We start from the raw sequence: 21583 nt of genomic DNA on the forward strand, positions 1-21583 counted from the left end.
GGCCAATCTCCTGATCTTCGGAATTAGATGATTTGATCTTCCTGCGTGAAGTCTTTCGCCTATTTCTTATCCTAATTGGAATCCCTCTTATAATCTGAAATTAATAAAAATGTGCAAAAACCATGATCTTTTGAGCAAATAAAGCAATAACTGCTGTTACCGCACAATACGATATATCTCTACCTTTATCATCTCTACTTCTTTCTTATGAAATTTAAATGTTCGTTTCATCGGAAACGCCGTTGTATACCAGTCGGTTATACTGGCATCACCTATGAAACCGGCAATAAAATTATGGCTCCCGCAATTATGAATGGAATATACCACATCACTGGTCTTCAACGCACTTAAAAGAAACGGTCGGTCATTACCTTTGGCCTGTGCCCCGAAAGGAGGGTTCATCACAACAGTATCCGCATGTCCTTCCAGCCCGGAAATATCACTGTGTATGAATTCCACTTCAACACCAAGCTTTTCAGCATTCTTCCTTGCTACTTCAAGGGCCTTTCGGTCAATATCAAAACCAACCACCCTTTGTGCCCCAAGCAGCTTTGAGCCAATGGCAAGCACCCCTGTACCGCATCCAAGGTCAAAAACAGTTCCTTCCAGGTCACCCTGCATGTAAGCAAAGTGCAGGATCTCAGCAGCAAGCAGCGCAGGTGTGGCATACTGCTCAAGTGTGACATCCGGAGAGTCAAAGCCCTCTATCTGTTCAAGCAATATCTCAAGCTTTCGCTGTTTCAACTTCACTCACCCGTAATCTCGTCAAACACCAGCTCTTCCCACTGCCTTTGGCCAAGGACGATCTCAAACTCCATAGGAGTCAGCATTGGCGCATGGAATCTTCCAACCTCGTCCACTGCAAGCCGCGGACAGGCAGTATTTACAAAAGCATCCACCTTGAACTGTAGCAACTGATCCGGCGTCACCAGGTCCATTGTAAGAATATGGGCCTCTTTATCATGCTCTTTAGCCATTTTTTTCAGTTTCACAGCAAGTTCCATTCGTTTCTGTCCGGGCTTGCATGAGACCACAATACCGAAAACATCAGCATCTAGTGATTTTGCTATCACCGCACTCCTTTGCCTGAGCACCTTTGAACTGTCGGCTTCACGAAGCTCGTTTACGAAGGGATCTGCAATGAGCACACGCTTCTTTGTAGCCAGGGAAACCCCCAGGGGATGGAACTGTCCGCTTCCGATATAGAGATATTCGTCACATTCTTCGTTCCTGGCTGCTGAGAAATTGCATCCCAGCACCTGCCCCGGATACGCTATCTTACCGTCCCCGCCACATATGACACACTCCTTCCCATGCTCCTTCAGGACCGAAGCTGCATCATCCAGTTTATGGACATGCTGTACCGTGCTGATAATACCGATCCTCTGCCCGGTAAGTTCAGATACGGCCATCTTTACAACATCCCTCACCTCCACAACAGACCTTGTCTCGATGAAATACACCTTCCTTGAAACAGCATTGTCATCTAGGGGAGCATGCCCGAAATGGAACATGATATCAACATCCTCTGTAAGTGCAACATCAATGTCACATGCACCAAAACACGGGTTCCCGGATATCAATATCCTTGCGCCGGTCTCTTCTTCCAGTCCTGATGCAATTGCAGGCGATCGCCTCTTAAAACCTTCCGGGAACTGCAGGCCCACTACCTTTGCACCCGTGTCCTTTATGACGGATATGATGTAGTCAAGCTGGAAATCAAAAGCTTCTCCTTCACTCATGAGAATCCTCGATAAAAACACCATTTTCAGTCACATCTATGCGGACAAGGGTTTTCACATCAATACCCATTTGCTTCAGGCGGGAAACACCATCCCCACGTTCGATCACAACAACGGTATCGCTTATAACAGCGCCAATTCCTTCAAGGGCCGTTATCAGCGCCATAAGTGTACCGCCGGTGCTTATCACATCATCCACTATAAGGACCCTGTCACCTTTTCGGACATCGTTGACATAGAGTTCACCTTTGGAATAACCGGTTTCCTGGGAAAGTCTTATCTCACCTTCAAGTCCGTATGGTCTTTTCCTGATAATGGAAAATGGTATACCGGTCTTCATGGAAATTGAGGTTGCAAGGGGAATCCCCATGGCCTCTATGGCAAGTATCTTGTCAAAATCCTTGCCTGTCATTGCAATTATATGGTCTGTGATCTCTTCAAGTAGCCCGGGATGAAGAGACGGAACACCATCTGATATGGGATGAATGAAATAATGATAATCCCCCCTATGCACTATGGGAGCATTCAGCAGGGATGCACGTAGTATATTTAGCATAATTATGGCTTAATATCTGACATTATATAAAGAGAGTTCCCATATTGCAGCAGTGAATGTTTATGATCTGTTATTGATGAACAGTTGTAAACCATCAATCATATGCTCTTCCTGTACTCGATCTTAGACCCACTCAGACATCATACAAAAGCAATTTTTGCATCCCTTTCCTGCTTTATGGCAGAATACAGGGCTTCCTTGCTGAGCGACCTTGGATGATAATAATTTCCGCCGGCCTTCATTGCAAGCTCCCTGGCAAGTCCTGAGCCAGTATCACTGATATCCACAACAAGAAGATTGATGTGCTGGTGTGCTATCATTTTGCATATCTGCAGGATCTCCCTCCTGATATTTCCCCCCAGATGAAGAGGTGAGTTGGCAGTACCATCGGTTACAAGTATCATGATAGGCACCGCAGAGGGCTCTTTCTTCACTTCCCTTATCAAAGTGTCAAGCCCGACAAGCAATCCGGAAGCCATGGGTGTCGTTCCTCCGAAAGGTACCTTCTCAAGGTAGCGTTTTGCAGCTTCCACTGATGATGTGAACGGCAGCACCAGTTCCCCGCAGCGACCACTGTATGTCACAAGCGAGACCCTGTCCCTGCGTTGATATGCATCTTTCAGGAGTGCAATAACCACACTGGTCGTTATCTGTACCTTTTCCTGCTCATCCATGGAACCGGAAGTGTCAAAAACAATATTAATCAGGCTGGAGATACGCCTCCTTCTTACCTTTTCCCGGATATCGCTCTTTCTTATTTCTATGTTCCCGTCCTTTGCATGCTGTGCTGCTGCACGTACCGTGGGAGCAATGGCAATATCGGTGATCTTCTCCCCGGGCATCCTGTACCGTACATAACGCCCACGCTTACTCTTCGTAAGGACCTCAGCACGTCTTCCGGACTTCAGTCTGCCTGCAGCAAGCCTCTTTTTCTGGGAGTTGCGGGCAAAATCATTGAGTATCTTACCAACTGTCTTGTCCTCTTTCAATTCTCCTGACAAACTTTCTGATGCAGAGGTCTCATTGGGATTCCCGGTTGTGTCCAGGAAATCCGTTCCCTGCCCATCGGGAGATAGGATCGGAGTGTATTCCTTTGGCGTGAGGTCCACACAAAGTCCAGGTTCATGAAGACAAAATGCAGATGAACTTTCAAACGCACGTTCATTAAGGATCAATCCCTCAGAAAAACCCGGATCTAAAACTTCATCCTCCTGTTTGGCAGCACTCTTGTCCTCAATGTCGTCCATATCAGGCTTCAGCAGATCAGCAAATGCTGACCTCTCAGGATCCTTTTCAAATTGATCTGTTTCCAGCACCCTGGTAAAGGCATCTTCGGGAATAATATCCACAACCTGAGAACTGTCCGGCTCTCCCGGGTAATCAGGAAGAAGCACAGCATCATCCACAGGCACATCTGCTCCTGTCTTAAATACGGCTGAAAGTGCTGCATCCGAGCTACCAATAAGAGGCCTGAAGAAAACGTCCGTGTCCATTGACAGATGGTCCGAATCCGCAACAATATAGACCTCATGTATCTCGTCCGGCCTTATCTGCTCCATATTGGAATACAGACGGTCGTAAAGTATATCCGTGTCAGTCTTTGAGAATTCAGAAACAGAATATCGGGGGATGCGCAGGCCAAGTACGGGAGCACCTATATACATCACCTTGATGCCAAAATCGCGAGGAAGGTTCCTGCGCAGACGCTCAACAAGTTCATATTCGCTCATCCCCACACCCTCTTCAGACCTTTCCGTCAACAACAGCTCTTAACTGGTCCGCACTGAACTCCTCTTCCTCAAAGGGCTTCTTGCGCATGCGGTGTGGAAGGACCATCTCTGATGCCTCTATTATATCATCGTTGGTGATACGTTCCCTGCCTTCATAGGCTGCATTGGTCCGGGCAGCACGCTCGATCATGATGTCCGCCCTGTGACCGTCCACATTAAAAGCAATGCATATCTGCGCGATGGTGCGCAGATTCTCCCTTGTGGCACTCACCCTTGGAAGCATCTGCATAGCCTTTACTATCTTTGAACGTAATTTTTCCTGCTCGGCCTCGAACTCACGTATGAACTGCCGGGGATCATCATTGAACCTGTTGCGCCGTTCCACGATCTCAATGCGCTGCTCCACATCATAGATACCTGTCACCTCCACCTGCAGAGCTATGCGGTCAAGCAATTGCGGACGAAGCTCTCCTTCCTCCGGGTTCATACTTCCAACAATTATGAAATTAGCAGGATGGCTGACACTCACACCCTCGCGCTCCACAGTATTCACACCCATGGCCGCAGCGTCAAGCAGTGCATCGACCACAAAATCATCAAGCAGATTTATCTCATCCACATATAGTATTCCCCTGTTTGCCTGGGCAAGGATACCCGGATCAAAGGCCTGCACACCCTGACGTACCGCTTTTTCGATATCAAGGCTGCCTACCACCCGGTCTTCGGTTGCCCCTACAGGAAGGTCCACAACTTTCATCTGGCGCTTGCTTAGATGCATCGTGCCCATCCTTTTCTTATCAATGCATTCCCAGCAGAACTTTTCCGGATCACTTGGATCGCAATTGAACTTACAGCCGTCCACTATCTCTATCTCCGGCAATATCTCAGCCAGACCTCTTACAGCTGTTGATTTGGCTGTGCCTTTCTGTCCGCGTATGAGCACACCGCCAATTGAAGGATTGATCGTGTTCAATATGAGTGCCCTGAGCATTTTTTCCTGTCCCACTATAGCCGATATAGGATAGAGCACCCTTTCTGTCCTTGTAGCCTTACGGGAGATCTCTTCCAGATACTGGGAAGGAGCCTCCACGGTTTTTGGAACCTCTTTTATCGTTCCTGTGATACTTGAACTCATATTATCACCTTTTTGATTATGAAACCCGGTCCATTGTAACATATTGTTTGCAAACTGAATTTACAGATACCTCAGTATGATCGCAGAAATAAGAGCCATGAACAAAAGCACAAGCCCCATAACAAAAAAAGCGAACACTATCCGTATATGCACTTTCTTTTCCATGTTCTTTGCAAGCCCGGCAAGCTCGTAGAGGGAAAAAGAAGAGCCCAGCAGGAAAAACATTGAGGACAAAAGCAACAATGAACCCGCAACAAGAATATACTGAGCTGTCCAGGTGAGAGCCTGTGCATTCAAAAGATCAAGAAAAAAGTCCTTCCCGTGCCTCTCATAAGAAGAAGTGATCCACATCATAGTGTAAGCGATTTCTGCAGCTGCCATTATAACAGAGCATATGGCAGTAGTCATTAGTGTGACCATCATCCCAATATCAGGGATCTTTATATCGATTTTCCATTCATCACCCACAATTTCACCTTGAATCGGTTTTATAGTATACCTCTTAACAGAAGATATGCAATATATGTATTAAAATAATAAAAATATACCCATTAAAATATTTAGCGGTGTCGTGCAAACCGAATAGTAAAAGCATCAAAATAATTAACGATCATCGGATTGCCCTTAGCTTTTCAACTATGACGCGGGACAAATTACTGCTCACATCAAGTGACTTCATAAGGGTGTTAGCCCTGGATACACTGCAACCGATATCTGAAAACCTGTTTTCATCAAGCCTGTCACGCTCATCTATAATAATGTGATCCAGAAAATCGGAATAATAGGATGCAACCCCAAATGATGAGACCTCGATCCCCCTTGCAGCCATCAGTTTGCCGGCAGGTCCGCTTACCGGTTCATTACCGATAATAGGACTTACTGCAACAACCTTTTTGTGTTTGAGTATGTCCCTCATCCCCGGAAGTTCAATAATGGGACCAATGCTGGTTATAGGGTTACTCGGACCTATGATCACCTCATCGTCAAATTCCAGTGCATCCAGAACAGCAGGAGAAATGGAAGCTTTTTCAATGCCCTGCTGGGTCACTTCAAGAACTTCCGGTTTCCCGCGTTTTCCCACCCAGAAATCCTGGAAATGCATCTTACCTTCAGGGGTGCTTATCACCGAAGATACAGGTTTATCGGACATCGGCAATACCCTTGCTTTTATACCAAAGGCATTACAAAGCCTGATAGTGGCTTCTGTGAGAGTCAGCCCCTTGCGGAGAAGGTCCGAGCGCATTATGTGGGTTGCACGGTCAAGATCCCCAAGCATCATGAACTCATTGTGGCCAAGTTCGTTCAGGACTTCATGGGTCCTGTAAGTATCTCCTTTTATACCCCACCATCTGGACATGTCTATTCTTGCGGAGAAGAGATAGAGCACTGTATCAATATCAGGGGTGACAAGGTTCCCGGATATCCATATGTCTTCTGCGGTATTGACCACCACAGTGAGATCTTCTTCCGGAATGACTTCGCGCAGGCCATTCAATAGTTTGGGCGTGCCGGTACCGCCTGAAAAGATTATCACTTTGAAACTCCTGTATATTGCAATTACAAAATCCTATATTCTGACAATTCAATAAGGTAACGCATCAATGCCCTTATCGGAATATCATTATAAGATGACGCATATTTAAAAGATATGAAAGTCATCCGTGACCCTATTCATGGTTATATCGAGCTTGATGCACTTACATTATCGATCATAGATTCACCCCAGATGCAGCGCCTGAGACGGATAAGCCAGCTTGGGCTTTCAAACCTTGTATATCCGGGAGCAAACCATAGCCGTTTTGAACATTCCCTGGGGGTGATGCACCTTGCAACCATGCTTACAGGAAAGATAGATTCGGTTTGCGAGGATGAAAAGAAGGAGCTAAGGGTTGCCGCCCTCCTTCACGATGTGGGCCATGGGCCATTTTCACACGTAACTGAAGGTCTTATCAAACACTATACAAGACAGCAGCATGAGGACGTCAGAAGAATACTGAAAAAAGGGGAGCTTGGCGAGGTACTTAACGAACATGGTCTCAATCCTGCAACCATCGAAGAGCATATACAGGGAAAGACCGATCTTGGCAAAATACTCAATAGCGAGATAGATGTGGACAGGATGGACTACCTTGTAAGGGATTCACATTACACCGGTGTTGCTTTTGGGCTTGTGGACCACGTGAGGCTCATAAACGAGATGAAGTTCTACGAAAACAAACTTGTTGTAAATTCAGGAGGGATCAAGGCAGCCGAATCTCTACTCGTATCCAGGTTCCTTATGCATCCTTCCGTTTACTACCACCATGTTTCAAGGATAGCTGAAACCATGTTCATAAGAGCAGTGGACCATCTGGTTCAAAAAGGATCCCTGAACCCCTTTGAGCTGAGGAATATGGATGATTCCAGGGTATTTGAGATGATAAGAAATGATGATGGTTACGCAGGGGAACTGGCAGCAAAACTGGACAACAGAAAACTGTACAAAAGAGCATTGTACGTAGGATTTGATGAGGTGAGCGAGGGAGTTCTCAAGCATCGAAGGAATATAAAAAGGGTTGAGGCAGAGATTGCTGAAGAAGTGGGAACAGAACCTGAAAACGTGCTCATTGATATTCCCAGGAATCCCGAGATTGCTGAAATGAAGGCACAGGTCAAAGTAAATAACAGGATGTTGCGCCTGGATGAGGCCTCAAATATCGTTGCGACACTTGAACAGGCTCACCACGATAACTGGAAGATGGGGGTCTACACTCCGAAGGAATACAGGGAAGACGTGGCTAAAGCTGCAAAAGTATTCTTTGATGTAAAGAGAACAAGCAAACAGTTCAGACTGACAGAGATTAAGGGGTAGAGGAAGATACGATGCACCGGATAAAAAAGAGCGCAGCACGTACAGACCTGGTACTCGAATGGAAAAGGATAGGACAGGATCATGTAGTCTGCCTGACCGGAGGGGATGAACATGTGGGCGCTGTGGCTTTAGGATACTATGATATGGAGTCAAAAAGGGCTTCCTCTTCGGTGATCACAAGCCCGGGACACCGGGAAACAGAGCTGGCCTTATTTGGTGCCAGGGTCATCAGCAAGGCCGGTAAGTCCACATCAGTATTTATAGCTGGTATACATCTGGAGGATATCACTAAAGAAGAGATAGAGGAGATAGTCTCTGTTGCAGAGAGGATGATCGATGAACTGTCGCTTATCATTCAGGAGGTTTGCTAATGGAAATAGTAATAGGCATCAGTGGGGCTTCTGGCTCTGCGTATGGAATAAGGCTGCTGGAAATATTATCTGATACAGATATTATGACCCATCTTGTTATGACAAAAACTGCAAAACTGATCATAGACATAGAGACAGATCATGATATTTCCTATGTGGAAGAACTGGCAGATGCGGTCTATGATGAGAGCGATTTCACAGCCCCCATTGCAAGTGGTTCCCACAGGTTTGACGGAATGGTGGTTGCACCGTGCAGCATGAAAACCCTTGGGGAAATAGCCGGGGGTATGTCGGATAACCTCATTGGCCGGGTAGCGGATGTCTGCCTGAAGGAGCGCAGAAAACTCATCCTGATGCCTCGTGAAACTCCCCTGAACCAGATACATCTTGAGAACATGCTCAGGCTGGAAAGGGCCGGAGGGATAATCCTGCCTGCATGCCCGGGTTTTTATTCAAGACCCCGGACCATTGACGATCTTGTAAATGCCATGGCCGGAAGGGCACTTGATCTGATGGGCATTGATAATGAAGTGTACAGGCGCTGGGAATAAGAATGGACGATAATACAGATTTGAAAATAATACCGTGATAGCTATGGGTATTTCCGGGATGAAACTCTGCCTGAACACTGTATTCACCCTGTGGCTCAGGGAAATGCTGCGCTATAAACGCTCACGTTCAAGGATAATAGGTTCCCTTGCAACACCTCTTTTTTTCCTGGTGATAATGGGATCTGCACTGGGCAGTTCAATGACCATGAACAGCGGAAGGTACATCGATTATATGGCTCCCGGCATAATAGGGATGTCAATACTCTTTGCATCCCTTATGGGTGGCATCTCTATTATATGGGACAGGGAATTCGGTTTTCTAAAGGAGATACTGGTAGCACCTGTCAGCCGTTTCTACACGGCCCTTGGAAAAGCAGCCGGTGGCGTAACAACGGCAATGATACAGGGAACTTTGCTCATGGTCATAAGTGGTTTCATCGGCATAGAATATGTATCTGTATGGAGGGAAATGCTCTGCATCCCGGTCATGTTCCTCATGGGTCTGGGTTTCATAGGACTTGGCATCACTCTTGCCTCAAGGATAGAATCCCATGAAGGATTCCAGATGATGATGACCTTCATTACGCTTCCAACGATCATGACAAGTACTGCATTCTACCCTATGGCTGACCTGCCCGGCTGGCTGAGTATACCTGTCCGACTCAACCCGCTGACATACGGAGTAGAGGCCCTGAGGTGGCTACTTCTTGGTATATCTGAGATTCCAGTGACCCTCTCGTTATCCGTCATCACGGTTTTTGCACTGATAATGATGGCACTTGGAAGCTGGGCCTTTGACAGGGCAGGCGACCAGTGAAAAAAGCATTTTCTCCGGAAAATGTACACTTATTACCGATTTTGTCCATGGTTTTGTTCCTAATATCCTTATTCTCACGAAACCTTTTTATGCAATAAATGCTATTGCAGAGCTACCCTTCTGATTGGGATAGTAGGGTAGCTTGGTCCATCCTCGAGCGTTTGGGACGCTTGGACCGCGGTTCAAATCCGCGCTATCCCACCAGAACCTTTTTTTTATCACTTTCAAACATTGTCACATCCCTATAATCTACAGGCCTGTACTTTAAGTCTGTATGGATTAGTTTTATAACATATCCGCAGGGAATAATATCCCCATGGCAAGCGTTAATTTGAAACTTTTTGCAAACCTGCGTGAGATTGCACAGACATCTTCATTAACAATTACAGGGGACACTGTAATGGATGTGCTTTTATCACTCGTAGAGCAGTATCCGCCATTAAATGAGCTTATATTCGAACAAGAAGAAATGAAACTTCGTGGTTACATTAATGTCTTCCTCAACGGCAATAACATCAAACATATGGAAGGGTTGGACACTATTCTCAATGATGGTGATGAAATGGGAGTATTCCCACCTGTATCAGGCGGCTGAAGGACAAAGGAGGACTGCAGGATGATATTCAGAGAACGCATGGATGTGGCAAAAGCAAAGGAAATATTCCTTTCAGAAATAAAAGGCATGGAAAAAACAGAGACATTTAACGCTATATCGGCTGTTGGCAGAGTGCTTTCAATGACCATGCTTGCACCCCGCAACGTACCACATTATCGCCGCTCTGCCATGGATGGGTTTGCAGTCAGGTCTGTTGACATCATAGGTGCCTCGCCCACAAACCCTGTGATGCTGCAGGTCTGTGATGATATGATGGAAGGAACATGCATACCCGTCAATACAGGAGATTACGTCCCGGACGTCGCCGATGCTGTGCTCATGATGGAAGACACGATATTGATAGGAGATATGATAGAGGTACGTGCACAGGTCCATCCCGGCAAGAATGTGGGGGAAATAGGCGAGGATGTCAGGAAGAATGAAATAATCTTCAACAAAGGTCATCTCCTGAGACCCTGTGATGTTGCAGTACTTGCGTCCCTGGGGATCAAAGAGGTGGAAGTATATGAAAAACCCATTGTGGCCATCATCCCTACTGGCAATGATCTCCTGCCCCTGCCACAAGACGATGTGCCCCCGCCCGGCAAAACACTGGATATAAACAGCCCCATGATCGGCAAATATGTTGAAATATGGGGAGGTAAACCACGATACTGTGAGATAGTACCTGAAGATAGAACACTGATAGAGGATGCGATAAAGGCCAACCTGGATGCTGATATGATCGTAGTGTCCGGCGGGACTTCTGTAGGTGACAGGGATTATGTCCCGGCAGTGGTCGAAAAGCTTGGTAAGAAACTTGTCCATGGTGTGGGGCTCAGTCCCGGCAAGCCTACGGCCCTTGGAATTGCAGAGGATGTGCCTGTACTGTGCATGCCCGGATACCCTGCCGCAGGGCTTGTGGCTCTTCTTGTATTCGGCAAACCGGCCCTGCGAAAGGCAGGAAACATCCCACACATTCCTGAAACTTCGGTAAAGGCCACCCTGAGCGGGAAAATAATGTCCAGGGAAGGTTACCTGAGTTATGCAAGAGTGGTCCTTGAAGGTGACAGCGCCCATCCGCTTATGACAGCTGGTGCAGGCATACTAAGTTCAATTGCCAAGGCCGATGGTTTTGTTATAATCCCCGAGAACGTGGAAGGATGCGAAGAAGGAAGTGAAGTGGACGTTGTGCTGATTGAATAACAATCCATTTAAAGAGCAGGGCCTTGGCCTCCTGGCCATAGGAACGGGAGGATTCCTGGGTGCTATTACAAGATCAGTCATTTCAGGGCAGTCTGCCTCTGCAACGGGAACTCTTACTGTTAACGTTCTTGGAAGCCTCTTACTTGGCATTCTTATGTACAGCTGCGAATACCTCGGATATGTGTCACCCAGATGGCGCATGTTTTTAGGAATTGGTTTTTTGGGATCCCTCACTACATTTTCCACATTTACGATACAGACTTTCCAGATGTCCTTCCCAGAGGGGCTTCTTAATATAGTTGCAAATGTGCTCCTCACCCTTGCAGGGATTTTCACCGGAAGGGCATTTATCATATACCTTGTCAGACGGAGGGAAAAGATCAATGGTCCCTGATATCCTGCTTGTGGGCATCGGAGGGTTCATAGGTGCCATACTCCGCTACCTGGTAGCAGGCATCACCCCGAGGATAAAGGAGATACCCGCCGGAACCCTGGTAGTGAATACCACTGGCAGCTTTATACTGGCAGCAATGACCTTTGCATCGGTTACCGGTTCACTGCAATTTTTTGTATGTGTGGGAATACTTGGTTCTTTTACGACGTTCTCAACCTTTGCGTATGAAAGTTTCCGGTTGCTGGAAGAAGGAGATAACAGGATTTTCCTGCTAAATATCGCACTTAATCTGACAATGTGCCTTTGTGCAGTTAACCTGGCATACATTGCCATCCTTCAGTAAATGAACGGATATTTTCAGAATAAAACTTGCAGTGCTAATTCAGATAATGTTGAAGTTCAGCAGGATTGCCAGGAGAATTAATACAAGGCCGGTAACAAGGCGTACTTCAACGCGTCTTTTTTCCCTGATCTCATTGACCTTTTTCGGATCAAGACCAAAAGCAAGAAGAGCCCCCAGTATAAGTATTGGAAGGATCACGCCCAGATTGTAGAGTCCCAGATAGAAGGTACCATTCAGAAGATCATCCCCTTTTATTAACATCTCAAGGATCATAAGATAAACCGCACCAACGCAGGGTGCCTTTACAAGTGAGAAGATACCGCCACCGACAAATGATATGAGAAGTATGTTCCTGCCCTGAGCCTTATGCATAAAGCCTGCAAAAGAGCGAGGCGTCTTAAAAGAGGAGCTTGAATGCTTCCGGATATAGTATGCATCATAGATGTGCCAGAGGCCGAGAAAACTGATAAGCAGGATCATCGATGTTGTTATGCCATCCCTGATGCCGGGGAAATGACCAATAGTGTTCAGTATGCCAAAACCCACTACCATGTAGGTTACGAATATACCTGTACAAAAACCAGTCACCAGTACAAGCATGTCTTTGCGTGAGCCACCCGAAGAGACTATTGCTGAGGCCAGAAAAGCCATCACCGCAATAAGGCATGGATTGAAGCCCGCAAGCAGACCGGCAATGAAGATGACAAATGGAGTGGTTTGTGTGTCTGCATCCCGGCCTTTGGGCAGATCCGACAGATCCGACTCAGAATACGCGAATTCAGGGACAGGAGGAGCTCTTTTGATTGCTTCTGAAAGCAGTGTCCCAAATAATTCGTTGTCGCCTTTGTAATCATCATAGCTTATGACCAGGCTTTTATTAATTACAACAGACGGTACCGTACTCACACCATATTGTCTTGCAAGGCCGAAATGGGAAATGATACTATAAGCAGAAAAATCCACATGATCATAACCGGATATCACTTCTTCAATTACAGGAGATATCTGATCACATTTGAGACAACCATCCTCATAGAAATATTCCACAGAAGTGTTCCCGGCCTGAGCTATACCTGTTACAAAAAAAAACACGAGAATCAAAAGGAAAAATATCCTGTAAGCACTCATTTCAGTGACAGGACAGGGAGGAGCATGTCTTTTTATCATATTCGCTTTCCAGAACGGATTTTGTGCTGACATCAAGAAGCTCACCCGTGCTTGCAGACACATAACCTTCGATCACATACAGTTTATTTATACCTGAACAGGCACAACTACGCTCCATTATCTCAACTTTCCACACGCCTTCTTCATGGTCTGTGCTGTTTGGAGCAGACCCTACAAGGGAAGTTGTTGTTATCCTCCATTCCTCCACTTTGAAATGGGATGAGTAGTACTCAGAAACATTGTAGTCGTTCATTACAGTTTCAACTGCGTGGAAAGAATCAATTGTTGGGTCATTACCCTTCATGTCAATACACATGGATATGCCCACAATGCCGATAAGCATTGCAGCAATAACTGCAATTAGTGCGACTTTGCCTTTTTCCATACAATACCGTAATATCATTTATGCTATAAACCTTACTGAACAAAAATATGAAGATGAACATAGCAAGGTTTTAATGGGCTTAACCTTATGGTTTCATCATGAGATATTACCCAAACCCATTTACTATCATTAACTACCATTGACTATTATTTATACCTCCAGGAATGATATTACACCATAGAAGCATCCAGTCCATAACACTTTATACGGTAATAGTGTCCGTTAATAGTGTTCAATTATCATCAGTGTCCAGATAGTGTCCGATTATCATCCAACATCTGAGGAAGTCATGAGAACATTGCTATTGAGGATATATCTTAGCGAGAATGACAGATACAAAGGAAAGAACGCACACCACGCTGTTGTAGAGTTCCTGAAAAAAGAGAATGTAGCTGGAGCTACGGCCCATCACTGTATTGAAGGGTATGGAACTCACCATGACATTCACACTGCAAGTGTCCTCAGGCTTGGAACAGACCTGCCGGTTATTGTGCAGGCCGTTGACAAAGAGGAAAGGATAAGAAGAGTTATCCCTAAACTGAAAGAGATGCTGCCCACTCAGCTTATGATCATCCAGGAAGCAGAAGTTGTTTCGGGAGAGGGTTTCAGGGAATGAGACAGTAACCGGGGATCACCTGTAGAGCACCACAGTGCTTCCTCTTACATCTATAAGAGTCGTATTGGTAGCTTCTGCAAGTTTCTCTGCGGATATCCTGATATCCTCACCCTCGACACTGGTCTTCAGCATTTTTATCTTCACAAGACGATTTGCTTTAACCTGTTTTCTTATTTCTTCAATTACAGGCTCTGTGAGCCCGTTTTTCCCAATGTTTATAAGTGGTTTTATTTTTGTTGCTTCGGTCCTTAACTGGTATAATTTTTCCTTTTCCATGATAATACACCTGATATGTGATACTCCTGATAATGGTCTGGCATAGTAATCCGATCACATGATAATATAAAAAACATGTCTGTTCAAAACAAAGGAGAAACATACACGGGAAATTTATTGTTCCTGTATGGAGGCAATATTACGTCCTTTTCAATATTACGTCCTTTTGAGCGATATCTCCGTCCCGTCGATACTATACTCGAACCAGGGAGTTGGTTTTGATGTCATGCCCACCACCCTCATAGCATAGGTATCTCCTACTGCCTTAATCTCTATCATTCCGTCAAACAGCTGTTTTAGTGTTGCTATGGTCTGTGCATCATGCATTTCATCCTCCACTACGTAAAGGCCAAAACCATTAGCAGCCTTTACACGTCCGGTGAATACATGAAGGAACCTGAAAACCGTCTGTATATTGGAATACATAAGTATCGTGGACAATGAATTAATGCACAGGTGAACCTTTTTCTTGTGCTTCCTCACCAGCATCTCTTCAAAGAACTGACTTATCTTTACACCGATACCCGTAAGATCGACCGGACTTGATGCCCTTTTTATCTTATCGGTATCTGCAGCACCAAGGCCTAGAGTTTTAGTTACACAGTCAACTATACCGATATCTGCAGCCGAAACATCCATCCCATTATCCTCAAACCAGCCAAGTACACGTTCTCCGGGTTCACGTGTGGATACTATTATGGCTGAATCTTCTGAGTCCTGGCTATTAAAAATGATCGCATCCAGCAGATCATCCTTTCGGCTCATAGGTGGACCTATCATCATAAGATTGGTTCCTTCCCGGATGCCGCCAAGCAGTCCATCCAGTTCCTTGATGCCTAAAGAGTAGCCGGACATGTTTCCCTCTTCATTTGGATTGTATATAGGATTTGCCCTTTAACGATGCGAATATAAAGTTAAGGACCTAGCGCCATATATTAGATACTAAGCAATATATAAATACTAACATATATAAAAGTGCCTTTTGACACATCATAATTAAATAAAGAATACAATATAAACCTTTTTTGGTTACTGACGAGCATGTTTCACAAGATGTCCTGCTTCCGGAAGGATTATACCATCAAATGCAAGTTCAACTGCTGAAGGAGAACCCGGAAGACAGAATATGACCCTGCCTTTCAGCAAACCTGCACAGGCCCTTGTGAGAATAACCGAAGTTCCTATCTGATCTATGCTTTTGTACCTGAATAGTTCCCCAAAACCGGGAAGCTCTTTTTCAAACAGGGGCGCAAGAGATTCTATAGTCACGTCCTTTGATGCAAGCCCCGTGCCTCCACTCGTTACGATTATATCGGCATCCGACTCAAGGGCATGGTGAACAGCGCCTTTGATCATGGAGGATTCATCCGGAACAAGTTCATATCCTGAGACGTAGTGGCCTCCGGCAAGTACCAGATCACACATCACCTTTCCGGAAAGGTCCCCTGCAATTTCCGGAGAGGCTGCTTTTCCGTATTCTTCATATCTTGAACTTGAAATGGTTATCAGGTAAAATGAATAGGATCTTGCCGTATCTTTCTTATGATCTTTTACTGTTGGGCTGGTCATACAAAGTGTTTATACTATAATAAGTATAAGAATCACGCGATATAAGCATGAAAATACTTGCCGTTGATATTGGTACCGGTACACAGGATATACTTCTGCATGATACCGAAAAGGAAGTAGAGAACAGCCTTGTGATGATTATGCCAGCTCCAACTGTAATTGTTGCTGACAGGATACACAAAGCAACGCAAAAAGGATCAGACATTGTTCTCAGAGGAGATATAATGGGTGGCGGACCCTCTGTCAGGGCAATAAGGGGCCACATTGAAAAGGGCCATAAAGTATATGCTACTGTAAATGCAGCCCTGACTATAAAGGATGATCTTGAAAGGGTGAGGTCCATGGGGATAATTGTGATCGGCAATGAAGAGGCCATCCCGCAGGGAACGGAAGAAATCACCCTGAAGGATATCGACCTTGGATCAATAGAGAACGCACTGGGAAATTTCGGAGTGGATGTGCCCCATAAGATAGCAGTGGCTGTACAAGATCACGGGAACTCGCCTGTGGAAAGTAACCGTGTTTTCAGGTTCAGGATATTTGAAAGGCTGATAGATCAGGGAGGCGATTTTGGCAAATTTGCCTACAAAGTGAATGAAGTGCCCGGGGAGTTCACACGTATGGCTTCGGTTTCCCGTACACTTTCCGGAAAAGATGCCATAATAATGGATACAGGGCCAGCAGCCATATTCGGTGCACTATTTGATGCGAATGCGGTCCAGCCTGCCATAGTAGTTAACATAGGAAATGGTCATACGCTTGCCGGAATCATAGATGAGGACAGGATAGTTGGTCTTTTTGAACATCACACATCAGCCCTGGATGGGAAACATCTCCAGCAACACATAATTGACCTTGCAAACGGAAAACTTGGATTTGACGATATTTTCAATGAAGGCGGACATGGCTGTTACATAAAAAAAATATACGGAGAAGATACCATAATGTCAGTAATAATAACAGGCCCCAGACGTAATATCCTGCAGGACATGAGAACTGAGGACAGGGACGAGAGAATCTGGAAGAAAATACATTTTGCTGCACCCTTTGGCAGCATGATGCTTTCAGGTTGTTATGGATTGCTTACGCCCCAGCTGAGGCAATAACACCGAACCGGCGATAAGACTTATAAACTCCAAGGTAGTATGAGGACAGCCATCGAGATTAATCCATATTGTTGACAGGCAACATCAACAAATACAAATATATACATATAAATCAAGGTACAGATCCAGATGCGAGGATCAGTGGTACTATATATAGTATCGCGCTTTATTGCAATAATCAATTCAAGGAGATTATATTCATGGTAAGAAAACCAGCAAGTATGTACAGGAACGTCAGACAACGTTCATACACCAGAAGAAAATACATGGGCGGTGTGCCAGGCAGCCACATCATCCACTACGACATGGGTAACAAGAGCTCTGAGTTCCCGGTAAAGGTCACACTCATAGCAGACGAAAGATGCCAGTTGCGCCACACTGCACTTGAAGCCGCCCGTATCACTGCAAACAGGGCAATGGTCAACGCTGCAGGACGTCTGGGATATCACATCAAACTGAGAGTTTATCCCCACGAAGTACTCAGGGAGAACAAGCAGGCCACAGGAGCAGGTGCAGACCGTGTATCCAGTGGTATGCGAGGAGCTTTTGGAAAGAACGTAGGAACTGCAGCAAGGGTTTCTGCAGGCCAGAAGATCTTCACAATCTCTGTGAACAAAGAGCACTTTGCAATGGCAAAGGATGCGCTCAGGAAAGCCGGCCAGAAACTGCCAACACCTGTCAGGATAGTTGTAGACCAGGGACAGGAACTTGTGCAGTAAACAAAGACAAAAGAGGGATAAAAGATGGAAGATTACGAAGCGCTGCTGGATCGTGCAATAGCAAACTTACCCGACATGGAGACTACGGATGCCCGTTTCGTAATCCCCGAACCAAAAATAATGGTGGAAGGTAAGACCACGATCCTTGATAATTTCAACAACATTGCAGATGTCCTGAACAGGGATCCTGACCATCTGATGAAATACCTTACACGTGAGATGGGTACAGCAGGTAAGATCGAAGGCTTAAGGGCCATATTCCAGGGCAGGTTCTCAAAGGAACAGATCCAGTCAAACATCGGAGCCTATGTAGAGGAATTCGTTATGTGCTCCGAATGTGGAAGGCCTGATACCCAGCTTGTCAAGATGGACAGGATCATCGTGTTGAAATGCGCAGCTTGCGGAGCACACAGACCCGTAAAGAAAAGAAGAGCCAGCGCGCCGGTAAAGCAGGATTCCGTTGAAGAAGGAAAAGAGTACGATGTCCGTATCGATGCTGTTGGTTCCAAAGGTGACGGAATCGCAAAGATGGACAAGTTCACTATCTTCGTTCCAGGTGCTGCAAAGGGTGAGACCCTTAAGATCCGCATTAAAAGGATCAGTGGAACCCTTGCATTTGCTGAAAAAGTGTGATACCTTTTCATTCAGGTATCAACCTTTTCTTTTCTGAGAATCTTTTTTGAAAGTAACTGTTATATAATAGTCGTGCCGTAAATATATAAAATACTCGAAAATAAATAATCGAGGGAAGACATGGCACGAGTACCCACAGGAATACCGGGATTTGACGAACTCATAGAAGGCGGGTTCATCGAGAATGACGTGATCCTCCTGACAGGCGGACCCGGTGCAGGTAAATCTACTTTTGGCTCACAGTACCTGTATTCAGGAATAATGCATCACAATGAGCCAGGGGTTTACATCACATTCGAAGAAACACCCGCCCGAATCATGAGAAATATGTGGAGGTATGGATGGGACATGGAGCGCCTCGTAAAAGAGGATAAACTCCGCATAATACGAACAGACCCCATCGCATATGGTCGCTATATCAAAAAGAGCATGGAAGCTGATAATAAAGGCGATCATGAAAATGCAACCCTTGAGACGGTGCTGAAGCAGATATATGCAAACATCAGGGAAATAAACGCAAAAAGGCTGTTCATTGATTCACTTACATCGTTAAAGATATCCCCAGATCCTGTAGATGTAAGGCATATCATACTTGAATTTATAAAAAATATAGAGAGTTTTGATTGCACCACCATAATTACAAGCGAGATCCATAAAGATCCTGACAATTTCAGTGTTGAAGAGTACCTTGCCGAAGGAGTTATCTGCCTTAAGGTATTCAGGATTGATGGAGAAAGGATCAGATCCCTTGAGATATTGAAAATGAGAGGTGTCAAGCATGATGAAGTGCTGCGCCCTTATTTGATAACTGACAATGGAATCATTGTTTATCCCTACGAATCTGTTATTGGTAAGGAAGCTGATGTGTTCTCCTTTCAGAAATCTTCGATTTTAGGGGAAGAGTAAATGAAAGCCGATCAAAAAGGTTCAGACAGCAAGGATATCACATTGGTTTCAATACCCGGACTCTCAATAAGAATGGATAAAAAGGCAGAGTTTGTCCAGCTCAAATCACATGGGGCTTTACGTAAAGCATGTGCACCTTTCCTGAAAAAGATCAATCAGCGTTTAAAGGAAGAAAAACCTGCCTTTGTTACTGATGACAGAGTGGTAGCTTCCACATGGCTTCCACCCATCCCAAGTAAAGCTTTCAACAGGTTGTTACTGGCCGAGACCCAGATAGCACTTGGAAGATATATCCCTGAGACCGTTTCCTTTGAGATCACACGCAACTGCAAATGTAATTGTGAACACTGCGTGGTCAGCGAAGGAGAAGGCGACCTTAATATCGACACCATGAAAAAGGCCATCGACGATGTGCTTGACATGGGTGCAATGGTGATAGTCTTCACAGAAGGTGACCCCATGCTGCGTGAAGATATATACGAACTGATAGATTATGTGGACAAGGAACGCGCCATAGTCAATATGTATACCCCGGGAACAGAGATGACACCTGAGAATGCAAATCGTCTGAAGGATGCCGGGCTGCACAACCTGCTGGTCAGCATTTACTCCACTGACCCTTTAAAACATGATGCTGTACGCCGTCTTGAAGGGGCTTTTAATATGGCTACAAGCGCGATGAAGATGGGACTTGATGCAGGATTGCTTGTTACGATGGCAACCCATGTCTCACCAAAGAACATAGATGAATTGCCTGCAATGTATGAACTTGCCAGAGAAATAGGCGTGCATGAATTCTCACTCTGGGAATCCGTACCAAAGAAAAAGGATGACCCGATCATCACAGAGGAGGACAGGCAGAAAGTGCTTGATATGTACCACCGCATCAACTCCTCCCGGGGAGGGCCGCGTATTTTTTCCAACTCATACTTTGAGAGGGAGATGCTTGGATGTATGGCAGGCCAGAGATGGATACATGTATGTGTTGACGGACAGGTAAAAGCATGCCCCTACATCCCATTCAGCTATGGCAATATACAGAACAGTTCCATAAAGGATATATGGAGCAAGATACGCAAGGACAGGCACTTCAGAGGCCAGCGCAGTACATGCCTGATGCAGGAGCCCGAATATCTCCGGCTTGTGGATATGATCCCGCAGGATGCATCAAAGCCATATGATATAGATAAGATACAGAACTGAATTCAGTTTTTTCTAGTATCTTTTGCCGGATTGCCGTTATCAAGGCTTTCCAGCAGTCTTTTATTTTGCCAATAAAAACCGAGCATAATTATTGTCATGACAATAACAATATGATGCCACATATTTGAGAAAATATCCGGCCACAAATACGTGAATAAAAATCCAATCGTAATACCAAATACCCACATAATGATGGAATTGATAAGAGAAGCCTTTTTCGGACCATATTTATTATTCCAGCGATGAAGCAGTTTCCATCCCGTGAAATAATCAACAAATTTCAGTTGATCAGTATCTTTTGAATTTCCTACAAAGCGTTTCATTTTTTCTTTCTGGATGTCACAGGATTTCCTGTAAATTATCACAGAGAACATTGCAGTTAGCAGGAAAGCAAGATAACCATATTGCCATGGAAGAAAAATGAACAAAACAAATAAAATAAACATCATTGCACCCACAAATGCAGGCAAACAGCTATCCCTATGTTTCAAGGCAGAATACAAATTATACACTGCCACTAAACCGAAAAACAATGCTCCAAAATGAAAAAAAGTTACATTCATTGTCTATTCCCATGAAATTGATTCCAATTGAGTAAAGAGAGAATATTGTATAAATTATTAACCTTATTTGATATTAAATTATACATACTTATGCAGAAATGCAATAAGAACCTTTACATATCACAACGTATTTTTACTAACAATTTTAA

General features: G+C 45.0%; 27 protein-coding genes and 1 tRNA gene. 15 read left to right on the plus strand and 13 right to left on the minus strand.

Features of this window, described 5'->3' with window-relative positions; translation table 11 throughout:
• Positions 1–156: 156 nt before the first annotated feature.
• The 7 genes from V7O64_RS07665 to cofD form a co-directional block, all read right to left on the minus strand.
• Positions 157–744, minus strand: a complete 588-nt coding sequence (locus V7O64_RS07665; protein WP_407354842.1) for an METTL5 family protein — start codon at positions 742–744, stop codon at positions 157–159.
• 2 nt (positions 745–746) lie between these two features.
• Positions 747–1742, minus strand: coding sequence for a diphthamide biosynthesis enzyme Dph2 (gene dph2, locus V7O64_RS07670; protein WP_407354843.1), 996 nt, complete (start codon positions 1740–1742; stop codon positions 747–749).
• Positions 1735–2298 carry a hypoxanthine/guanine phosphoribosyltransferase gene (hpt, locus tag V7O64_RS07675; protein WP_407354844.1) on the minus strand — a complete coding sequence of 188 codons (564 nt, stop codon included), beginning with the start codon at positions 2296–2298 and terminating at the stop codon, positions 1735–1737. Before hpt ends, dph2 begins: the two co-directional genes overlap by 8 nt.
• Positions 2299–2438: 140 nt before the next feature.
• Positions 2439–4028 carry a VWA domain-containing protein gene (locus V7O64_RS07680; protein WP_407354845.1) on the minus strand — a complete coding sequence of 530 codons (1590 nt, stop codon included), beginning with the start codon at positions 4026–4028 and terminating at the stop codon, positions 2439–2441.
• Between the two features lie 13 nt (positions 4029–4041).
• Complete coding sequence (locus V7O64_RS07685) at positions 4042–5163, minus strand: ATP-binding protein (protein WP_407354846.1); 1122 nt, start codon at positions 5161–5163, stop codon at positions 4042–4044.
• Positions 5164–5223: 60 nt separating this feature from the next.
• Positions 5224–5631: a hypothetical protein gene (locus V7O64_RS07690; RefSeq protein WP_407354847.1), complete on the minus strand. Its 408-nt coding sequence runs from the start codon at positions 5629–5631 to the stop codon at positions 5224–5226.
• A 142-nt stretch (positions 5632–5773) separates the two neighbouring features.
• Positions 5774–6697, minus strand: coding sequence for a 2-phospho-L-lactate transferase (gene cofD, locus V7O64_RS07695; protein ID WP_407354848.1), 924 nt, complete (start codon positions 6695–6697; stop codon positions 5774–5776).
• 114 nt (positions 6698–6811) lie between these two features.
• Between cofD and V7O64_RS07700 the strand changes: the two genes are divergently transcribed.
• From V7O64_RS07700 to crcB (V7O64_RS07740), 9 genes are all read left to right on the plus strand, one after another.
• Positions 6812–8014 carry an HD domain-containing protein gene (locus tag V7O64_RS07700; RefSeq protein WP_407354849.1) on the plus strand — a complete coding sequence of 401 codons (1203 nt, stop codon included), beginning with the start codon at positions 6812–6814 and terminating at the stop codon, positions 8012–8014.
• Between the two features lie 11 nt (positions 8015–8025).
• The gene (locus V7O64_RS07705) at positions 8026–8385 is read left to right on the plus strand and encodes a hypothetical protein (protein ID WP_407354850.1); all 360 of its coding nucleotides are present in this window, start codon (positions 8026–8028) and stop codon (positions 8383–8385) included.
• Positions 8385–8936 (plus strand): UbiX family flavin prenyltransferase, encoded by a 552-nt coding sequence (locus V7O64_RS07710; protein WP_407354851.1) that lies wholly within the window; start codon positions 8385–8387, stop codon positions 8934–8936. The genes V7O64_RS07705 and V7O64_RS07710 overlap by 1 nt, the downstream gene beginning before the upstream one ends.
• Positions 8937–8979: 43 nt before the next feature.
• On the plus strand, positions 8980–9753 hold the full coding sequence (locus V7O64_RS07715; RefSeq protein ID WP_407354852.1) for an ABC transporter permease: 774 nt from the start codon (positions 8980–8982) through the stop codon (positions 9751–9753).
• Between the two features lie 126 nt (positions 9754–9879).
• Positions 9880–9957, plus strand: a tRNA-Pro gene (locus V7O64_RS07720).
• Between the two features lie 112 nt (positions 9958–10069).
• Positions 10070–10348 (plus strand): ubiquitin-like small modifier protein 1, encoded by a 279-nt coding sequence (locus tag V7O64_RS07725; protein ID WP_407354853.1) that lies wholly within the window; start codon positions 10070–10072, stop codon positions 10346–10348.
• 21 nt (positions 10349–10369) lie between these two features.
• A complete protein-coding gene (locus V7O64_RS07730; RefSeq protein ID WP_407354854.1) occupies positions 10370–11554 on the plus strand; it encodes a molybdopterin molybdotransferase MoeA in 1185 nt (394 codons plus the stop codon).
• Positions 11547–11948, plus strand: coding sequence for a fluoride efflux transporter CrcB (crcB, locus tag V7O64_RS07735; RefSeq protein ID WP_407354855.1), 402 nt, complete (start codon positions 11547–11549; stop codon positions 11946–11948). Before V7O64_RS07730 ends, crcB (V7O64_RS07735) begins: the two co-directional genes overlap by 8 nt.
• Entirely contained in the window at positions 11938–12291 is a 354-nt protein-coding gene (crcB, locus tag V7O64_RS07740; RefSeq protein WP_407354856.1) for a fluoride efflux transporter CrcB, read from the plus strand. The genes crcB (V7O64_RS07735) and crcB (V7O64_RS07740) overlap by 11 nt, the downstream gene beginning before the upstream one ends.
• A 39-nt stretch (positions 12292–12330) precedes the next feature.
• Here crcB (V7O64_RS07740) and V7O64_RS07745 read toward each other — a convergent pair whose 3' ends face one another.
• Positions 12331–13491: a cytochrome c biogenesis protein CcdA gene (locus V7O64_RS07745; RefSeq protein WP_407354857.1), complete on the minus strand. Its 1161-nt coding sequence runs from the start codon at positions 13489–13491 to the stop codon at positions 12331–12333.
• Complete coding sequence (locus V7O64_RS07750; protein ID WP_407354858.1) at positions 13421–13843, minus strand: hypothetical protein; 423 nt, start codon at positions 13841–13843, stop codon at positions 13421–13423. Before V7O64_RS07750 ends, V7O64_RS07745 begins: the two co-directional genes overlap by 71 nt.
• 289 nt (positions 13844–14132) lie before the next feature.
• Between V7O64_RS07750 and V7O64_RS07755 the strand changes: the two genes are divergently transcribed.
• Positions 14133–14459 carry a DUF190 domain-containing protein gene (locus V7O64_RS07755; RefSeq protein WP_407354859.1) on the plus strand — a complete coding sequence of 109 codons (327 nt, stop codon included), beginning with the start codon at positions 14133–14135 and terminating at the stop codon, positions 14457–14459.
• A gap of 15 nt (positions 14460–14474) precedes the next feature.
• Here the strand turns inward: V7O64_RS07755 and V7O64_RS07760 are convergent, their stop codons facing one another.
• The 3 genes from V7O64_RS07760 to V7O64_RS07770 form a co-directional block, all read right to left on the minus strand.
• Positions 14475–14735, minus strand: coding sequence for a YhbY family RNA-binding protein (locus V7O64_RS07760; RefSeq protein WP_407354860.1), 261 nt, complete (start codon positions 14733–14735; stop codon positions 14475–14477).
• A 156-nt stretch (positions 14736–14891) separates the two neighbouring features.
• A complete protein-coding gene (locus V7O64_RS07765) occupies positions 14892–15590 on the minus strand; it encodes an RAD55 family ATPase (RefSeq protein WP_407354861.1) in 699 nt (232 codons plus the stop codon).
• A gap of 174 nt (positions 15591–15764) precedes the next feature.
• Entirely contained in the window at positions 15765–16304 is a 540-nt protein-coding gene (locus V7O64_RS07770) for a molybdenum cofactor biosynthesis protein B (protein WP_407354862.1), read from the minus strand.
• Positions 16305–16351: 47 nt separating this feature from the next.
• Here V7O64_RS07770 and V7O64_RS07775 point away from each other — a divergent pair, with 47 nt between their 5' ends.
• From V7O64_RS07775 to V7O64_RS07795, 5 genes are all read left to right on the plus strand, one after another.
• Positions 16352–17410, plus strand: a complete 1059-nt coding sequence (locus V7O64_RS07775) for a DUF1786 domain-containing protein (protein WP_407354863.1) — start codon at positions 16352–16354, stop codon at positions 17408–17410.
• 200 nt (positions 17411–17610) lie between these two features.
• On the plus strand, positions 17611–18129 hold the full coding sequence (locus tag V7O64_RS07780; RefSeq protein WP_407354864.1) for a 50S ribosomal protein L16: 519 nt from the start codon (positions 17611–17613) through the stop codon (positions 18127–18129).
• A gap of 24 nt (positions 18130–18153) precedes the next feature.
• A complete protein-coding gene (locus V7O64_RS07785) occupies positions 18154–18762 on the plus strand; it encodes a translation initiation factor IF-2 subunit beta (RefSeq protein ID WP_407354865.1) in 609 nt (202 codons plus the stop codon).
• Positions 18763–18882: 120 nt separating this feature from the next.
• Positions 18883–19668 carry an RAD55 family ATPase gene (locus V7O64_RS07790; protein ID WP_407354866.1) on the plus strand — a complete coding sequence of 262 codons (786 nt, stop codon included), beginning with the start codon at positions 18883–18885 and terminating at the stop codon, positions 19666–19668.
• A complete protein-coding gene (locus tag V7O64_RS07795) occupies positions 19669–20871 on the plus strand; it encodes a radical SAM/SPASM domain-containing protein (RefSeq protein ID WP_407354867.1) in 1203 nt (400 codons plus the stop codon).
• 2 nt (positions 20872–20873) lie between these two features.
• On the opposite strand, the gene V7O64_RS07800 is transcribed toward V7O64_RS07795, so the two are convergent.
• On the minus strand, positions 20874–21434 hold the full coding sequence (locus tag V7O64_RS07800; RefSeq protein ID WP_407354868.1) for a hypothetical protein: 561 nt from the start codon (positions 21432–21434) through the stop codon (positions 20874–20876).
• Positions 21435–21583: the final 149 nt, after the last annotated feature.

The organism is Methanolobus sp. WCC5 (assembly GCF_045690325.1).
Classification (GTDB): domain Archaea; phylum Halobacteriota; class Methanosarcinia; order Methanosarcinales; family Methanosarcinaceae; genus Methanolobus.

Coding starts and splice junctions, on each gene's coding strand:
- dph2 (WP_407354843.1), bottom strand. CDS start 1,742: ATGAGTGAAGGAGAAGCTTTTGATTTCCAGCTTGACTACATCATATCC.
- hpt (WP_407354844.1), bottom strand. CDS start 2,298: ATGCTAAATATACTACGTGCATCCCTGCTGAATGCTCCCATAGTGCAT.
- V7O64_RS07680 (WP_407354845.1), bottom strand. CDS start 4,028: ATGAGCGAATATGAACTTGTTGAGCGTCTGCGCAGGAACCTTCCTCGC.
- V7O64_RS07685 (WP_407354846.1), bottom strand. CDS start 5,163: ATGAGTTCAAGTATCACAGGAACGATAAAAGAGGTTCCAAAAACCGTG.
- V7O64_RS07700 (WP_407354849.1), top strand. CDS start 6,812: ATGAAAGTCATCCGTGACCCTATTCATGGTTATATCGAGCTTGATGCA.
- V7O64_RS07705 (WP_407354850.1), top strand. CDS start 8,026: ATGCACCGGATAAAAAAGAGCGCAGCACGTACAGACCTGGTACTCGAA.
- V7O64_RS07710 (WP_407354851.1), top strand. CDS start 8,385: ATGGAAATAGTAATAGGCATCAGTGGGGCTTCTGGCTCTGCGTATGGA.
- V7O64_RS07715 (WP_407354852.1), top strand. CDS start 8,980: ATGGGTATTTCCGGGATGAAACTCTGCCTGAACACTGTATTCACCCTG.
- V7O64_RS07725 (WP_407354853.1), top strand. CDS start 10,070: ATGGCAAGCGTTAATTTGAAACTTTTTGCAAACCTGCGTGAGATTGCA.
- V7O64_RS07730 (WP_407354854.1), top strand. CDS start 10,370: ATGATATTCAGAGAACGCATGGATGTGGCAAAAGCAAAGGAAATATTC.
- crcB (WP_407354856.1), top strand. CDS start 11,938: ATGGTCCCTGATATCCTGCTTGTGGGCATCGGAGGGTTCATAGGTGCC.
- V7O64_RS07745 (WP_407354857.1), bottom strand. CDS start 13,491: ATGTCAGCACAAAATCCGTTCTGGAAAGCGAATATGATAAAAAGACAT.
- V7O64_RS07750 (WP_407354858.1), bottom strand. CDS start 13,843: ATGGAAAAAGGCAAAGTCGCACTAATTGCAGTTATTGCTGCAATGCTT.
- V7O64_RS07755 (WP_407354859.1), top strand. CDS start 14,133: ATGAGAACATTGCTATTGAGGATATATCTTAGCGAGAATGACAGATAC.
- V7O64_RS07760 (WP_407354860.1), bottom strand. CDS start 14,735: ATGGAAAAGGAAAAATTATACCAGTTAAGGACCGAAGCAACAAAAATA.
- V7O64_RS07765 (WP_407354861.1), bottom strand. CDS start 15,590: ATGTCCGGCTACTCTTTAGGCATCAAGGAACTGGATGGACTGCTTGGC.
- V7O64_RS07770 (WP_407354862.1), bottom strand. CDS start 16,304: ATGACCAGCCCAACAGTAAAAGATCATAAGAAAGATACGGCAAGATCC.
- V7O64_RS07775 (WP_407354863.1), top strand. CDS start 16,352: ATGAAAATACTTGCCGTTGATATTGGTACCGGTACACAGGATATACTT.
- V7O64_RS07780 (WP_407354864.1), top strand. CDS start 17,611: ATGGTAAGAAAACCAGCAAGTATGTACAGGAACGTCAGACAACGTTCA.
- V7O64_RS07785 (WP_407354865.1), top strand. CDS start 18,154: ATGGAAGATTACGAAGCGCTGCTGGATCGTGCAATAGCAAACTTACCC.
- V7O64_RS07790 (WP_407354866.1), top strand. CDS start 18,883: ATGGCACGAGTACCCACAGGAATACCGGGATTTGACGAACTCATAGAA.
- V7O64_RS07795 (WP_407354867.1), top strand. CDS start 19,669: ATGAAAGCCGATCAAAAAGGTTCAGACAGCAAGGATATCACATTGGTT.
- V7O64_RS07800 (WP_407354868.1), bottom strand. CDS start 21,434: ATGAATGTAACTTTTTTTCATTTTGGAGCATTGTTTTTCGGTTTAGTG.